Annotated in this window: 13 protein-coding genes and 1 pseudogene; 11 read left to right on the forward strand and 3 right to left on the reverse strand. The window is 66.3% G+C overall.

Features of this window, described 5'->3' with window-relative positions:
• Window positions 1-67 precede the first annotated feature (67 nt).
• The gene (locus ACWCQK_RS26270) at window positions 68-877 is read right to left on the reverse strand and encodes an SDR family NAD(P)-dependent oxidoreductase (protein WP_451158880.1); all 810 of its coding nucleotides are present in this window, start codon (window positions 875-877) and stop codon (window positions 68-70) included.
• 222 nt (window positions 878-1,099) lie between these two features.
• Here ACWCQK_RS26270 and ACWCQK_RS26275 point away from each other — a divergent pair, with 222 nt between their 5' ends.
• From ACWCQK_RS26275 to ACWCQK_RS26295, 5 genes are all read left to right on the forward strand, one after another.
• Window positions 1,100-1,828: an FAD synthetase family protein gene (locus ACWCQK_RS26275; RefSeq protein WP_451159081.1), complete on the forward strand. Its 729-nt coding sequence runs from the start codon at window positions 1,100-1,102 to the stop codon at window positions 1,826-1,828.
• Between the two features lie 358 nt (window positions 1,829-2,186).
• Window positions 2,187-2,834, forward strand: a complete 648-nt coding sequence (locus ACWCQK_RS26280; RefSeq protein WP_451158881.1) for a helix-turn-helix domain-containing protein — start codon at window positions 2,187-2,189, stop codon at window positions 2,832-2,834.
• Between the two features lie 140 nt (window positions 2,835-2,974).
• A complete protein-coding gene (locus ACWCQK_RS26285; RefSeq protein ID WP_451158883.1) occupies window positions 2,975-4,375 on the forward strand; it encodes a M24 family metallopeptidase in 1,401 nt (466 codons plus the stop codon).
• A 200-nt stretch (window positions 4,376-4,575) separates the two neighbouring features.
• Window positions 4,576-4,866, forward strand: coding sequence for a hypothetical protein (locus ACWCQK_RS26290; protein WP_451158885.1), 291 nt, complete (start codon window positions 4,576-4,578; stop codon window positions 4,864-4,866).
• A 14-nt stretch (window positions 4,867-4,880) separates the two neighbouring features.
• A complete protein-coding gene (locus tag ACWCQK_RS26295; protein WP_451158887.1) occupies window positions 4,881-5,456 on the forward strand; it encodes a carboxymuconolactone decarboxylase family protein in 576 nt (191 codons plus the stop codon).
• A gap of 123 nt (window positions 5,457-5,579) precedes the next feature.
• On the opposite strand, the gene ACWCQK_RS26300 is transcribed toward ACWCQK_RS26295, so the two are convergent.
• Together ACWCQK_RS26300 and ACWCQK_RS26305 are read right to left on the reverse strand one after the other, a co-directional pair.
• Window positions 5,580-6,308, reverse strand: coding sequence for an SMI1/KNR4 family protein (locus ACWCQK_RS26300; protein ID WP_451158888.1), 729 nt, complete (start codon window positions 6,306-6,308; stop codon window positions 5,580-5,582).
• A 97-nt stretch (window positions 6,309-6,405) separates the two neighbouring features.
• Window positions 6,406-6,726: pseudogene (locus ACWCQK_RS26305) on the reverse strand (hypothetical protein); the annotation flags it as partial.
• 383 nt (window positions 6,727-7,109) lie between these two features.
• Here ACWCQK_RS26305 and ACWCQK_RS26310 point away from each other — a divergent pair.
• From ACWCQK_RS26310 to ACWCQK_RS26335, 6 genes are all read left to right on the forward strand, one after another.
• Complete coding sequence (locus ACWCQK_RS26310; RefSeq protein WP_451158890.1) at window positions 7,110-7,643, forward strand: hypothetical protein; 534 nt, start codon at window positions 7,110-7,112, stop codon at window positions 7,641-7,643.
• Window positions 7,644-8,368: 725 nt separating this feature from the next.
• On the forward strand, window positions 8,369-9,898 hold the full coding sequence (locus ACWCQK_RS26315; protein ID WP_451158892.1) for a 4-hydroxyphenylacetate 3-hydroxylase N-terminal domain-containing protein: 1,530 nt from the start codon (window positions 8,369-8,371) through the stop codon (window positions 9,896-9,898).
• Window positions 9,899-10,053: 155 nt separating this feature from the next.
• Entirely contained in the window at window positions 10,054-10,914 is an 861-nt protein-coding gene (locus tag ACWCQK_RS26320) for a cupin domain-containing protein (RefSeq protein WP_451158894.1), read from the forward strand.
• Between the two features lie 137 nt (window positions 10,915-11,051).
• Window positions 11,052-14,024, forward strand: a complete 2,973-nt coding sequence (locus tag ACWCQK_RS26325; protein ID WP_451158896.1) for a BTAD domain-containing putative transcriptional regulator — start codon at window positions 11,052-11,054, stop codon at window positions 14,022-14,024.
• Window positions 14,025-14,125: 101 nt separating this feature from the next.
• Window positions 14,126-14,665 carry a flavin reductase family protein gene (locus ACWCQK_RS26330; protein WP_451158898.1) on the forward strand — a complete coding sequence of 180 codons (540 nt, stop codon included), beginning with the start codon at window positions 14,126-14,128 and terminating at the stop codon, window positions 14,663-14,665.
• Between the two features lie 61 nt (window positions 14,666-14,726).
• A complete protein-coding gene (locus tag ACWCQK_RS26335; protein WP_451158900.1) occupies window positions 14,727-15,662 on the forward strand; it encodes an NAD(P)-dependent oxidoreductase in 936 nt (311 codons plus the stop codon).
• Window positions 15,663-16,322: the final 660 nt, after the last annotated feature.

The following is a 16,322-nucleotide window of genomic DNA, read 5'->3' on the forward strand; positions in this document are numbered from 1 at the left end:
ATGCAAACCAGGAGCGCCATCCAAGGTGAGTGCGGTCCTTGGATGGCGCTTGCCCTGGTGCCTGGGATCAGGCGACGTACTTCGACAGTCCGCCGTCGACGCGCAGCACCTGCCCGGTCACGTAGGAGGCGTCGTCGGACGCCAGGAACGCCGCCGCGGCGCCGATCTCGGCGGGCTCGGCCCAGCGGTCGAGGCGAATGCCGAGGCCCTTGGCCATGCCCGCCCGAACCTCTTCGGCGCTCTTGCCCTGCGCCTTGCCCATACCCTCGGTCTTGGTGAGCCAGCCCTCGGTCTTCGTCATTCCGGGGGAGATCGCGTTGACCCGGATGTTGCTGGTGGCCGCCTCACTCGCCAGGTAGCTCGTGAGCGCGACCACGCCCGCGTTCACGATGGCCGTGGGACCGGTGTTGGGAATCACCGCGTGTGCGGTGGCGCCGACGACATTGACGATGGTGCCGCTGCCGGTCTGGCTGAGGAACGGCAGAGCGGCCTGCGAGACACGAAGGAACCCGAGCAGCTTCGTGTCGAAGGCCGCCGCGACGACCGTGTCGTCGACCTTGTCCAGGGTGGACGGCGCGAGCTGCGGCCCTGCGTTGTTCACCAGGATGTCGAGGCTGCCCTGCCACGCGTGCACCTCCGCCAGCACCCTGCTGACGGAATCCGTGTCGGTGACGTCCATGACGACGGGGAGCACGTCCTCGGCGCCGGCTCCAGCGGTGAGGCGACCGGCCGCAGCCTTGACGGCGGCTTCGTCCCGGGCCGCGATCGCCACCTTGGCGCCACGCTCGAGCAGCGCCTGCGCAATGGCGAAGCCCAGGCCTCGACTACCACCGGTCACGAAAGCCGTACGGCCTTCCAAGTTCCAACCTGCAGCCATGTTCGGCTCCTCCAGTCAGCGGGTCATTCCTTACTGCGCAGAGTGGATCCGAAGCGTCGAGCCCCTGCAAGCGCGGTTAACGCAAGGTTCACGAGCGGGCTGTGGAGCCCTCTCGCACCTTCCGAACGGATAACGGTGCCAGGCGGACACTGCGCCCAGCATGCACGGACGTCGAAGGAGGGAGGGGTGATGGAGGTCATCAGCCTCGCGGTACCCCACGGGATGGGGGGCGCCGTTGGTCGCCGCACTCGTGGAGCGCGCTCGCGCGCCACAGTTGCGATCGGGACCTTCGACGGCGTTCACCTCGGCCACCGCCAGGTCCTCCACGGGTGCGACACAGTGCTCACATTTGACCCTCACCCCATGCAGGTGCTCAAGCCGCATCAGGTGCCGAGCCTGCTGAGCGATCGCCGACGGAAGCTTCTGAAGCTGTGCGGCCTGGGGGTCAGGCGCGTGGCCATCGTCCCGTTCGACCACGCCTGGTCGCGAGTCTCCGCCGCGGACTTCATCGAAGATGTCGTGGTCGACCAGCTCGGCGCGGGGTTCGTCAGTGTCGGCCAGGGTTTTCGATTCGGCGCTCTGGGCGCCGGGACGACGACCACTTTCGAACAGCACCCTGAGCTGAGCACCCGGGTTGTCCCGCTCGTCACGTGGGGCCCTGCCCATGAGCCGATCTCATCGACGCGCATCCGCAGGCTGATCTTCGACGGCGACGTCGAATTGGCCGCTGACCTGCTGGGAGCCCCCCTGACCCTTTCGGCAGTCGTGAGCGATGAGGGACGATTGCTGATCTCGCAGGAATACGCCCTCCCCGCACCAGGGTTGTATCTCGGCTACGTCGACAGTCACCCTCACGCGCTTCGCGTGTGCCAGGACCGCACGGTCGAGGTGATGGTCGCCGCGGGAACCGGTACCCAAGTCGAGGTGGCGTTCGTGAAGCGGGCCCCATAGACCGAGCCGACGTTCCCCTGTCCCCTGCGGTGCTCGGGTTCCGCGGATCCCACCGCATGCGCCGGTGCGTTCTCGGCCTCGAAGTCGGCGGGGCAGAGCGCGATGCGGATCCCGCCGGCATCACCGCCGTCGTGTTGGACTTCACCTGATCCGGGCCGCCGTACCGGAAGGGCCCCGGGTTGACGCACGTGAAGGCAGGCTGCCGGCCCTGCCCTCGGTGGCCACTCCCGGATGCCCGCAGGCATCTCGCACCTCCCCGAGCCGTTTACTATTACTGCACATCAGTCCTGGGTAACGTCCGGCGACGGTCAACGACTGCGCGTGGCCCGCCTGCCGGAATCGAGGAGGGAACGCACCCGTGGAACCCGAAGCACGCGCTCGCCTGCGCGCCGCTCGCACGGCGGCCAAGCTCAGCGTTCGTGAGTTGAGTCGCCGCGTCGGCATCTCACCGAGCATGTTGTCCCAGATCGAGAACGGGCACTCCGAACCCTCGGTCGCCACCCTCTACTCCCTGGTGTCGGAACTCTCGATCTCGTTCGATCAGCTCCTCGCCCGGCCGGGGGTGGAGCACAGTCCCGGCCCCTCAACGCCCCCCATGTCCCCCCTTGTGGCGCCCGACCAACGAGCCGTGCTCGTGATGGACAGCGGCGTCACCTGGGAGCGGCTCACACCCAGCCCTGACCCGCTGGTCAACGCACTGCTCGTGACCTACCCGCCGGGCAGCAGCTCCTCCACGAACAAAGGGTTGATGAGTCACCACGGACGGGAGTACGGCTTCCTGATGTCGGGACGCCTGACCGTCCGCCTCGGCTTTGAGACGTACAGCCTCGAACCCGGCTCGTCCATCAGCTTCGACTCCGCGGTTCCCCACCTGTACGTGAACGAGAGCCAGGAGCCGGCGAAGGGCCTGTGGCATGTGGTGGCGGGCTGCGGCGCGCCGGGAACCGAGGGCTCCATCCCCTCCTGTCACCCCACTGACACCGGGCCAGGAGGAAGCCGCTCCTGAAGACCCGGCTGCTCAGCGGAGGTTGACGTCGCTCGCCCAGCGGATGTTAAGTATTACTGAACAGCGTGCATCAGGCCGCATGCAGGCGGTGCACGTGCGTCTCCCACACCCGCGACTGTGCGCTTGGCAAAGGACTTGTGATGGCGATTCCGACGTTTGGACCGAACGCGGTCGACTGGGAAAACCGCATCGACATGAACAGGCTCCGCGACGAACGGCTGGCCCGTCTCCGCGAGTCGTTGGAGCGGTCCGACGTCGGCGCGGTCCTGGCCTTCGACTTCTCCAACATCCGCTACATGACCGCAACCCATATCGGCACCTGGGGAATCGACAAGATGATCCGGTTCTCCCTGCTGGTCAGGGGAGGTCAGCCGATCGTCTGGGACTTCGGTTCAGCCGCCAAGCACCACCAGCTGTACAACCCGTGGTTGGACTACTCGAAGGCCCACACGGACGCCGATCCGCACGGAGCCCATCACGGGGCCGACGCCCGCAACCCGAGCGGCGCTCGCGCCGGCATCTCGACGTTGCGCGGCGCCATCAACCCTCTGGTCGGGATGGCCGACTCCGTCGCCCGGAAGATCAAGCACGAGCTCGAGCTGTACGGGCTTCAGGACGAACCGCTCGGCGTCGACGTCATCGAGCTCCCCGTCCTGATGGCCCTGCAGAACGCCGGCATCACCGTCGTCGACGGCCAGCAGGTGTTCCTGGAAGCCCGACGCATCAAGACACGCGACGAGATCCAACTGCTCACCCACGCATGCTCGATGGTCGACGCCGCCTACGAGAACCTCTACGAGTTTCTCCGGCCGGGCGTGCGCGAGAACGAGTGCGTGGGTGTGGTGGCCAAAACCCTCTACGACCTCGGCTCGGAATTCGTCGAAGGTGTCAACGCGATCTCCGGGGAGCGGTGTGCACCACACCCCCACGTCTTCTCGGACCGCATCGTGCGACCCGGGGATCCGGCGTTCTTCGACATTCTGCACAGCTACAACGGCTATCGCACCTGCTACTACCGCACGTTCGCCGTCGGCAGCGCCTCCTCCGCCCAACGCGACGCCTACACGCGCTGCCGCGAGTACATGGACGAAGCGATCAGCCTCGTCCGGCCCGGAGCCACGACGGCCGACATCGTGTCAGTGTGGCCGACGGCCCAGGAATTCGGGTTCCACGACGAGGAAGCCGCCTTCGCGCTTCAGTACGGCCATGGGGTCGGGCTGTCGATCTGGGAGAAGCCGGTCTTCTCCAGACTGGTCTCCCTCGAGCACCCCGAGGTGCTCGAAGAGGGCATGGTGTTCGCGCTGGAGACCTACTGGCCGTCCAAGGACGGCTGGGGCGCGGCCCGGATCGAGGAGGAGCTCGTGGTGACCGCGGACGGATGCGAGGTGATCACCAAGTTCCCGGCAGAGGAGCTTCTCGTCGCCGGCCAGCGCTACTTCACCGTCTCGGGACCACTGTCGACCGAGCGCGACTCCCAGTCGCATCTGAACACGGCCGCCGGCACCGGGTCCAGTCACCGAAACAGCTCTGCCGGCCTCTGATTGACCACCGGTCGGCCGACCCTGCGGTCACGGCTCCGTGAATGCGGGAGTCCATCGTCCTCGGCGAGAACCCGTGCGGATCGTGACGCGACGTCCAGAGCGGTGAAGGACACATGAGCCTGCCCGAGCAAGACTCTCAAGCGAAGACTCCCCCTGACACATGGAGCGTGGCGCTACGAGGCGCCGTACGAGGCAGGTCCATGGCGCAGACCACCACGGCCGCCCTGATAGTCGGGTCGACCCTGTTCATGGTCAACCTGTATTCGCAGGTCCGGGACGGCCCGTTCACGTGGGTACTCGCGATGCGCATCGCCCTGACGTTCCTCGTGCCGTGGTTCAACGCGACGATGGGGATCGCGATCGGCTCGCGGAAATCCAGCGCCTCACCACGTTGTCAGGGCGAGCCCGCAGATACGACGACCGGACCCCAGGAGTCTGTCTCGCCTTCACCCCGATCCAGCCGCTTCCAGACCGGATCCGTCGAAAGGTAACTCTCATGTCACTGGTGCCTATACTCACCTCCGATCAGTTCTCGTCGGTCGACCAACCCGCTCTCGCCCAAGGGGTGAATCTCTACGGCGACGTGCTGAACACCTGGGCGGGCATCGGCAACAGCCCCGGCTTGCTCGCCAAGTACCTGCCGTTCCTCGGGCAGCTCAACGGCCCGGGCGCCTTGGAGCTTCGGGTGAAGGATCTGGTCGCCGTACGCGTCGCCGTCCTCAACCACTGTCGCTACACCGCAAGTCACCGATGCACGTCCGCGCTGGCCAAAGGGGTGACGGTCGACGAGCTCGCGGCCGTCGCGAACGGCAAACTCGAAGGCTTCACCGAGCAGGAGCGGCTCGCTCTTCAGCTGGCTGAGGAGATGACGGTCGCCATTCCGACGGTGCCCCTGGAAAGCAACCCCACCGGCGTCTCGACGAGTCTCCGCGACGACGTGCAGCGGGTGTTCGACGCACCGGCGCTGGTAGAGCTGGTCATGTGCATCAGCATGTGGAATGCGTTGTCACGCTTTCACCGTGTCATGGACTTCGAGATGGACATGCCGGAGGCACCCGCACCTGTGGCAGCCCAGCTCTGAAACCCCGTAGGGCACTGAGGCCGGTCAGGCAGAAGCCTGGCCGGCCTCACGCGTGAGCGGATGAGCTCCACCGGACCGAACCGAGTGACGAGCTGGTCCGGTGGCTTGGCGGGTGGGTCACCTTCAGCGGACCCAGGGCCCGGGAGGATCCTTGCGCACGATCTCGAGATCAGCAGTCGTGTGTCCGCGCGCATGGATCCAGGACTGGTCCTGGATCCCGTCTCTGCGTACCAGCCTGCCAGGTGCCGCGTACCAGCGCACGGGCGAGTCGTCCTTGCCGGCCCACATGGGATGGTCGGGAAGGTTCACTCGGGCATAGCGCTCGTGGAGGCTCGGCAGCAGCGAATCGGGCAGCTCGCAGGCATCGTAGAGACCGAGGTCGTCCGCTCCGAAGAGGGACTCGCTCAGCACGAGTTCGACCCATGCGAGGGACATCCGATCAAGGAACGGGATCCAGCCGTCGCATGACTCCACCACCACTGGCGGATCGTCCTGTTCGATCTCGGCCAGGGGGATTGCCCAGAAGGCGCAGTCCTGATTCTCATGCCGGAAGACCAGGATGCCGCCCAGATCGTCGGTGACGTAGAGCCCTGTCGCCGGGACCAGGGGGTCCTGCTGCTGGGTCAGATCTTCCCGGCGCCCGAACAGTGCGTACCCCTCGCGCAGGGCAGCCGGGAGTTCGAAGCCCAGCTCGGCTTCGATCGCCGCCAACTCGCCCTCGCTGTAGCCGTCTGCCGACTCCAGCGGGCGCCCCATCCACGCGTCGGCGAACCAGCGCACGAAGTCCCAGGCTTGCGTGCGAGTGCGCACCCCGCCTCGCAGTGCCACCGAAATATCAGGACCGTCCAGCATGCCGAGGACGCTACCGCCTTCGAGCCTGTGGCGGAGCACGGGCACAGCTCCACGAGACCGCCGGCAACCAACCTGCCCCAGCGCCGACATGAGTTGTCTTCGACCGCTCGGCCACGGCGTGATCGGGGGTGGGCAGGGTGCGTCCATGATGAGCACGGCGTCGTCGACAAACCGCTTCCGTGGCTGGAGCGCGAGCATCGGCCCCAGCTGGTGCCCTGTCCTTGCCGCAGGGCGAGGTAGGTCCGCCGCTACGCGGCGTCCAACAGCACCCGGTCTTCCAACCCAAACTTCCAGGGTCGTCCTGCCTGTGCGCATCGGCGTCCCTGCGGCGCAGGGCTGTCAGCAACCGACCGAAGGCGTGCGCGCTACACCGTGCTTCTCCATCGAGGCCCAGCACCCGGCGGTCACAAAGGCCCAGCTGTCGCTGCGCGGGCCGGGCTCCACGACGAGAACTCGCAGATCGGGCACTGTCTCTCGCCGATCTGACTCGAGGTCGTAGTCGACGACCTCCACGGCATGCCCCATGAAGAATGCCCGGACGTGTGACTCAACGGCCTCCGCGGCCCGGCAGCCTTGCATCACTCACCGCGCGATCGTTTCACACTGCGATCGACCGCCTCTGACGCTCACGCAGCCCCATGGGGCCGCGGCCCCAGCCCCGCTACCCGACACCTCAACTTGCTGCCTCACCAGCGTCACCGCCGTAGCGGCACCGTCCTTGGACTTCGTCTCCTACGGTGCTCTTGCCGTTATCGTGCCTGGGGGCACCCTTTGTCGGGATGAGCAAGGAGCTGGGGGATCGTGGACGAGACGTTTGACGCCGTGGGAGAAGCACTGTGTTGCGCCGCGGCCATTCGGCTGAGCGGAGCCGTGCAGGTGCTGACCGAGCGATCTGGCCTGCTTGATCACTACACCCCGATCATGGCGGGAGTGGAGAACATCAGGGCATTTCTTGACGGCCTAGAACTCGACAACGACTTGCTTGGCCATGCGTTTGGCGAGAGCTGGTGTCTGGGTGCCAGGTACCCGACAGGGCTCGCGGGCCGTGCCTTCGTTGACGACTGGTCGCGTCTGGTGTTCGGCACGGTGGGCCTGACCAAGCCAAAGCAGTGCAGCTTCGGGTCAGCCCAGGCGCTGGACTACGCCTCGCGGGCGGCGGCAGCGTGGCCGTCCGCCGTCCGTATCGGCTCCTTCGACAGCCTGGCCGCCTTCGAGCGGGCTTGCCAGCAGGAGGCGGAGGACCGGCTGCGTAAGGACGGTCTGCCTGCTCTGTGGAAACTGGCGGAAGTCCGGTCGGAACAGTATCGCCGGACGGCGGAACAGCTCAGCGGGTAGTCGACGCCTCAGCCCGTGAGTCTTCGACAGCCGATGCGCGTTGCGGCCACGCCGACGAGGGCGAGAAAGTGTTCGACCTCGCGTTCCTACCTGCGGCGGAGCCGGCGGCGGCCTGCCGGCCAGGGCACCACGACCCTGATCGAGTGCGTATCCGACGCCCATGCAATGCTTCTTGCCGCGGCGATCGTCCAAGACGTGCGCGTCGGGTGCGCCACCTCGGCGGCGGCGCACCGGCGGACGTGCCCGTGCTCCAGGCGGAAGCGCTCGGCCCGGCCTCTTCGCTCCACCACTGTCACAGGGGCTTCACCGCTGCTACGAACCGGTCCGCCGGCTCGCTCCGTGTCGCTGCACGAGCCTCCTCCACGTCCAGGACGTGGAACCAGGCGTCCATACGACGTGATGGCCGAGCCACGGACCAGTCCGTGATCGCCCCGACGACCGTGACGGCCCAGCGCAGACTCCGACAGGCGTCGCGAAAGACCGAGGTCAGCGACGTATCGGCACGATTAACAGCCCGTTAACGTCGTCTGCCTAAACTCCAAGGAAATCAACGAAGCGTCAGCCGATTGTGGCACTGATTTTCCGGCTTCTAATCCGTTGAGGGCAGGTTCGCAAACGGGTTCGGCAATTCCCTTTGACGTTCTGTCGAGTGGAATTCAGATGGCGACCCGACAAGAACAGCCCATGCACGATGGTACCTGGCGAAGTGGAGAGGGTGGCGTTTGATGCGAACTGGCGACGAGTACTTGGAATCCCTCAGGGACGGGCGCGTTGTCTGGGTCGGAGGTGATCGGATCGATGACGTCACGACACACCCGAAGACCAGGGCAGCGGCCAAGAGCTTCGCGAAGTTCTACGACCTGCACCACGAGCCCGAGATGCAGGACGGGATGACCTTCGTCGACGACGACGGAGTGCGTCGTTCGATGATGTGGTTCAAGCACGCGGACGCCGCAGGGCTGCGGCGCAAGCGTGAGTATCTGGAGTCCGTGGTCCGGGAGCTCGATGGCGGATCGATCGGGCGGACCCCGTGCGCGAACAACTACGGCCTGGTCACCTACGAAGAGGACCCGCAGCCGTGGAGCGACCAGTCCGTGGGCACGGGCGGGCGTGACCTGACCGTAGGCATCCGGAAGTTCCTGAATCTGGTGAAGGAGGGCGACCTCAACTGCGCCTTCGCCTTCATCGACCCTCAGATCGACCGGTCCAGGACGCACGCGGCCAAGACCGCGTTGCGTGTCATGGAGACTCGCGACGACGGCATCGTGGTCAACGGTGTCAAGGCCGTGGTCACCGGTGCTCCGTTCGCCGACTACCTGCACATCGGCGTCTTCTACCGCCCGGGTATCGAGAGCGAGCAGATCATCTACGGTGCTGTTCCGGTGAACGCGCCGGGCATCACGATCACCTCGCGCGAGGCGACGGGGTCTGAGGACTCCGCCAACCACCCGATCTCCTCGGCCGGTGACGAGCTCGAATGCACCGTCATCTTCGACAACGTGTTCATACCGTGGGACTGCGTCTTCCACATCGGTAGCCCCGAGCACGCCTCGCTGTACCCGCAGCGCATCTTCGACTGGACGCACTACGAGGCGCTGATCCGGCAGATGGTCCGGGCCGAGCTCATGGTCGGTCTCGCGATGCTGATGACCGAGCACCTCGGTACGTACAAGATTCCGGGGGTGCAGGCGCGCGTGGCGCGTCTGGTGGAGTTCTACCAGACGATGCGAGCCCACGTGATCGCGTCCGAGACGGAGGGATTCATCTCGCCGTCGGGGCTCTACAAGCCGAATGTCCTGCTCTTCGACTTCGGCCGGTCCTACTACCTGGAGAGGTACGTGGACATGAGGAACGAGGTGGTCGACCTTGCCGGCCGCGCCTCGCTCCTGTTCCCCACCGAGGAGCAGTGGAACAACCCCGAGCTGCGCCCCTGGCTGGAACCGCTGCAGGAAGGTGCGGTCGGGGAGCCGTACGACCGCCTGCGCATCTCGCGCGTCATCCGTGACCTGTTCCTCTCCGACTTCGGTGACCGGGTCAGCACCTTCGAGCAGTTCAACGGGACTCCGCTGCTCGGCACTCGGATGCGCACGATGACGCGCTCGGAGCTGTCGCCCTCCGGGCCGATCACGCAGCTCGCCCGGAAGGTCTGTGGGCTTCCCGAGCCCAAGGCCCCCGAGGTGACGGCTTACACCGAGCAGGCCGAGTACGCCCGACGCCTGGACGGCGTGCGGCTCGAGGGCTCACGGGTCCGCTGACCCGACGAGGTGCAAGGGCGGTTCGTGGCGGCTGTCGGCCGCCACGAACCGCCCGCCCTCACCGGTGCCCCTGGGCAGAGGCTCGATGAGGATCAGCAACAACTGGGCGAGGGACGCCGGCCCGGGCACCTTCGCGTGAAGACGGAGAGAATGGCATGGCTTATTACATTGCACGTGCGGCCGACCGGAAATTCTTCGATGTCGAGGGCGTACCGGGGCTTCGGCAGGCACTCCTGGTCGGACACGAGCAGGGTGCCGACCACCTGGAAGTGAGCCTGTACGAGCTGGCTCCCGGGGCGACGACGGGCTGGGCACGCTGCCCGTTCGAGGAGTCGTGGTTCATCACCGGCGGATCCGGCGAAGCCGCCTTCGCCGGGCTGCGCTACGAGCTTGGTTCGGGCGACTACGGTGTGGCGCCTGTCGGTGTGGCCCACTCGCTCTCCGCCGGAGACGAGGGACTGACCTGGCTCGGGGTACGCGCACCGAAGCCGCCGACGTTCGACGGAGCCCGCAGCAGCATCGCCGCCAAGGCCACTCCGGGTGAGAATCTCGGTCGTCCGTCCGAGACGGACCCGCGGCATCGCTTCGTCGGGCACTTCGAGGACTCGGACATGGCCCCGTACGCGCAGCTGTCGATGCCTGGCTACCACGGTCCCAACGTCAAGAACATCAGCCTCAGGATGATGGTCGACCAGCTTCTGGGAGCACAGCATCACACCGTCTTCGTGTGCGAGATCGCACCGAAGTCCGGCCCGGGCAAGGCGGCCAAGGTCCACTACCACCCGTTCGAGGAGATCTACTACTTCACCTCCGGCGGGATGCGAGGGACCCTCGACGGCAACGACGAGGTCATCCAGACCGGTGACCTGGTGTGGGCGGGCACCAACGGCACCCACGGTTTCGTCAACGAGCGGGACGAGCCGGCGCGCTGGATCGAAGTACAGTCGCCGATTCCTCCGACTTCGGACGGGTTCTTCTTCCCGGACGACTGGCGTAAGGTCCCGGATGATCACTGAGGTCGACTGAGGTTCACTGACGAGCACTGAGGAGCACGGAGGCTCGACGATCGATGGGTGACTCCGATTCCGATCGGCCAAGCGGCTCAAGGACGCCAGGCCGCCAGCATCGCGCGATCATCAGACGGAAACTGGCAATGCCGGAGCCCGGCAAAGGCGTCGTCGTCCGCGACAGACTCAGTCAACGGCTGAGAGGACTGCTCGACCGCCACACCGTGGTGAACGTCTTCGCGACGGCCGGGGCCGGCAAGACCACGGCTGTGGCCCTGGCCGTCAGTGAACTCGACAGACCCGTCGCCTGGCTGTCTCTCGACGGGACGGAGCAGGCGGCGGGCCGCCTGCTCGTCTATCTCGAGGCGGCGGTCGAGAGCGCTGTCCCCAGCGAAGCCGATGTGGCGACTGATGCCCTGAGCAGCAGTCTTCACATCGGTGAGGCAGCCGGGCTGCTGGCTGAGAGCCTCCAGGGGAGTCGGCTCATCCTCGTGTGCGACAACGTGGAACGTATCGCCCCCGACGACACGTGCCTCGTCGTGCTGTCGTCCTTCGCCCGCTACCTGCCCTCCGGCGTGAACCTCGTACTGATCTCGCGCGTCGATGTCCGTCTCGACCCGGGCTCGACGAGTGAACGTGACCGGGTGGGTGAGCTGGTCGAGAGCGATCTCGGTTTCGACGCTCAGGAAGCGGGCGCGGCACTGCGATCTGTCGGCCATGTCGATGTGAATCCGGCTCAGGCGGTGGCGGCGACAGGAGGCTGGGTCACCGGCGTCCTGTTCGAGGGCTGGCGTCACGCACGGCCATGCGAGCTGGATCCCGACTCGCTGCGGTCCTATGTCGCGGCGAACGTCTTCAACTCGCTCTCCCTGATGGAGAGGACGTTCCTCCTTCACACGAGCCTGTTGGAGGAGGTATCGGTTGAAGGGGCCCAGGCCCTGGGGCAGGAGAACGCCGCGCAGGTCATGGTGGATCTCCGCGCCCGGCATCTTCCGGTGACGTGGTCCTCGGACGGCTCACGCATGACGCCGCACCCGGTGTTCCGCGACTTCCTCCAAGAGGCTCTGGGACGGGAGGACGCCAGGACGCTCCGCGTGGTTCGTCGCCGGCACGCCGAGATTCTGATCGCCCGCGGCGAGCACGAGGAAGCCGTCGACGAACTGCTCCGGCTCGGTGACCTGGAGGCGGCCGGGCGGTCGGCTGCCGTGGCACTGCCCAGCCTCGTCGCACGGATGGACTTCGCGCCCGCGGCACGGTGGCTCGATGCCCTGGGAGCGTCGGTCCGGACCCTGACCCCGAAGATCGGATCGGTCATCCTGCGCGTCGCGTTCGCCCTCGAGCAATCTCACCGTGGGGTGGAACTCGTCGACCGCCATGGCTACGACTGGCTGCCGGAGCGCGGAGATCCCGACTTCGAGGAGGCCCACGTCCTGGCCTGTTGGTGCCTTTGGCACTCCGGGCGGATCAGGGACGCGCAGTCCGTTGCCGACCGGCTGCCACCGGGCCGCAACCGGCTCATCGCGCAGACGCTGATCGCGCTGGCCACTGGCGAGAACCAGCCCTCTTTCCCCGAGTACTCGACCATGCCGTCCGGTCCGCTCGACGGCTTGCTGATGCGGCTTGCTTTCATGCGCGGCCGGCTTGAAGGACTCGACGACCCGGGTTCGTTCGATCCGTGGCGCACCATACTCGGCGGCCCCTGGGTCGTCGCCGCGCTGCGCGCCACCGGGCGGCTCGACGCCGCGATGTCCATGTTCGAACCTCGCAGTGGTTCATCGCAGCCGGTCTGGCTGCATGCCGTCGACGCCGTCGATCTCATGCTCGACCTCGGCCACGGAGAGGAAGCCTGCGCGGCCATCAAGCGAGGAAGGGAGCTCATCGCGTCGACCGGCTCGAAGGTGTACAGGAACATGAGCCTGCTTGTCGAAGCCAAGCTGTGGCTGCGCCTCGGGGGTGACACACAGCGTGCCGACCGCGTGCTGGCTGAGGCGACTGTCAACGGAGCCTTGGACTATGCCCTCACCCGGGAGACGTGGCAGATGTGGTCGGGCCTGTCGATGCTTCTGCAGAACAGAGATACCGAGGGATACGAGCAGCTCTCGGAATGCCTCCGGAGCATGCAGCAGGGAGACCGCCATCTCGATCTCCCGACGGCTGCCGTGTACCTGGCCGAGGCCCAGTGGCGCCTCGGTCTGGAGGATGAGTCCGACGCCATGGCCGATCTCGCGATGGATTCCGCCTCGACGCACCGAACGAAGCACCTGCTGCTGACGGCCCTGGCGGACGTCCCGTCAGTCGCCGCCAGGGCCGCGGACACCAAGTCGAGTCGCATGTCGCCCTGGCACGAGGTCCTCGCTGTCCTCTCGGGTCAACATCCCGTACGCGTGAACGCGAGTACGCCCCGACTGGTGCTCGAGGAGTTCGGCGAGCCGACCCTCACGGTCGACGACAGCGTGGCTCCGCTTCGGCTGACGAAGAGTGTCGAGCTTCTCAGCTACTTGCTCTGGACCCCCGATCGCCGGGCCACACGCGAAGAGCTTCTCGGCGCGCTCTTCGGTGGCCGCAACGATGCCGCCGGCCGAAGCTATCTGCGGCAGGCGCTCTACCGGCTTCGCGAGGTGCTGCCCGAAGCCTTGGGACCGACGCATGACGGCGACGTCGTGCAACTGGTCGGCCCCTCGTTGGCCATAGGTTCGGCGCAACGGGCAGTCGACCTCATCGCCCAGGCGGGAAGGCAGGACGGAGAGATTCGTCTCCGGACGCTGTCGCTCGCTCTCAGCATTGCCGAGAGGGGGCCCTACCTCGCGACGGTTTCAGGGGATTGGGTTGTCGAGCGTCGCGCGGTCCTGGCGGAGACCTTCTTGTCGGCTCGCGTCGCCGCAGCCAAGCTCGCGTATCGAATGAACCGTTATCGCGAGGCAAAAGGACTGGTCGACCACGTACTTCGCGAAGACCCGTACCGCGAGCAGGCCTGGCAGCTCGCCATCGGGCTGGCGCATGCCAGCGGCAGCGACGACACCGTACTCGCGCTCTACCAGCGGTACGTCGCGCGGATGCGGGAGCTCGGCGTGCCGCCGTCCGACGAGGTTCGCCGGCTCGTCGTGCAGCTGCGCCGATAGGTCCGGACCGATTTCGCCTCGATAAACACGTCGTCAGTCACACTCAAGCGGCTGGATACAGGAAACGCTCAAGCCATCTCGTCACAGGCAATGGAGGCATCATGGATGCATCGACCCCGCAGGAAATGCGTACCGCATTTCGCGGAGCAATGGCGCGCTTCACGACCGGCGTTACGATCGTGACCACCAAGACTCCGAACGGACCGGCAGGAATGACAGCCAGTGCTGTTGCTTCTGTTTCACTGGATCCCCTCCTGCTGCTGGTATGCGTCGGAAACACCCTTGCGACGAGGGACGCCATCTCCAACTCCGGAGTCTTCGCTGTCAGCGTCCTTGCGCAGGGCCAGGAACAGTACGCGCTTCGGTTCGCGAGCCGATGCGAGGACAAATTCGCAAACATCGGTCTGCGAACCGACCACGACCTCCCCATAGTCGACGGCTCAGTCGCTCACTTCGCTTGCAACGTGAACGAAGAGATCGCCGGCGGAGACCACACGATCTTCATCGGCGAGGTGGTCAGCTGCGGTTACTCCGTCACCCCGGACCCCCTCGTGTACTTCGGCGGAAAATTCGGCAGCCTCTGCGATCCCCGTTCCCATGCGCAGATGGAGTACGACTGGCAGCTCGCTTCATCGGTGTAGCAGAACCCCGCCCACGTGCCCAGGCCTGTACCGCAGCATCACCGTGCGGTGTCGGGCCTGGGTGATATCAACACCCCTTTGCGCACGGCGCGCACCTTATCCCCAGGAGATGAACGTGGACGTATCCGTGCTGGGCCTTGGCCAGATGGGATCCGCCATTGCCGAACGACTCATCAACGCGGGCCACGAGGTCCGAGTCTGGAACCGGTCGAAAGGCAAGGCTGACGGCCTGGTGGCCATGGGCGCGTCCGAGCTGGACGCCCCCCACGAGGCATGGGAACGGTCACAGGTCTGCATCACGATGCTCGCGGACTCCCGTGCCCTGGCCGATGTCGCGCTCGCGCCCGACGGAGGGCTCGCGCGCACCGCGTCCGGCAAGGGACGGACGCTCATCGACATGAGCACTGTCTCCGCGGAGGTCTCCCGTGACGTGGCCGACGCGGCCGCGGCCGGCGGCGTCCAGTACCTACGCGCTCCAGTGAGCGGGAACCCGGGTGTCGTGCGCGCCGGGAACCTCACGATCATCGCCTCGGGTGAGGATGCCGTCTTCGCGTCCGTCGAAAGCCTGCTCCGCGACATCGGTCCCCATGTGTTCCACGCCGGCGACGGAGATGCCGCACGAATCATCAAGCTGGCTCTCAACCTCATGGTCGCCGGGACGGCCGAACTCCTCGCCGAGTGCATCGCGTTGGCGGAGGCACACGACGTACAACGGGACAAACTTCTGGAGATCGTCGGTGCCTCGGCGGTCGCGTCACCGTTCGTGAAATACAAGATCGGGCCTCTCCTCGCGGACGACTACACGTCTACGTTCAGCTCGCGGCTCATGCGCAAGGACGTGGACCTGATCCTCGAATCGGCGGCGGCCGGTGGCGTTCCGCTGCCGGTCACCGGCGTCGTGCAGCAGCTGCTTCAGGCGTGCATCTCGACCGGTCTGGGTGAGCTGGACTTCATGGCCCTTCTCATCAGGCTTCAGCGCGAGGCGGGTCAGCGCTGATGTGGCGTGGGTGCCGGCCGTGTTCCCCTATCGCGGTCGGCACCCGCTTTCGTGTCCTCTCGGACACCGCCGGTGCGGGTGGCCGACAGGTCCTCGGGCTCCCGACGGGTGGTGGGCCGGTCGATCGCAGCCCCGCCCACCGCGGCGCCGCTCACCAACGCACGGGCAATGGGGTGCGGTTCGGCTTCCGCGCCTTCACCGAATGCACCTGGGCCACCGGCCCGCCGCCCTCCATGGGTTCATCGGAAACCGCGTCGACAATGCAACGATGGAGCCCCCTTCTGTAAACGATTCCAGGTCGAACTGCTCAGCGCAGAATCAATGGCGGACCCGTCCGGAGCTGTCCACCGCACTCTTCGCGTACCTGGAAATCCTCCACAATCGCGGGCGCGAACACCCGTCCTGGGCAGGCTCAGTCCGGCGGAGTACGAACTTCGCGGTACCCGCAGCGCGAAATCAGCTATCCCGACTCCACAAAACTCAGGGCACGCCTGAGTCCCTACCGAACCCGGGGCTGTTCACGTAGACTCCACCAGAAGCAATAACATGCGCGGAGGTTCGGCGATGTCGAAATGCATGCCCTGGAATGCCAGGAGGGGAGCTTGCCCCTGCATGCCTTCTCGAAATCGCTCCGATGACTGAATCCCAGCCCGGTCCATC

Source organism: Streptomyces sp. NPDC002306 (assembly GCF_053593435.1).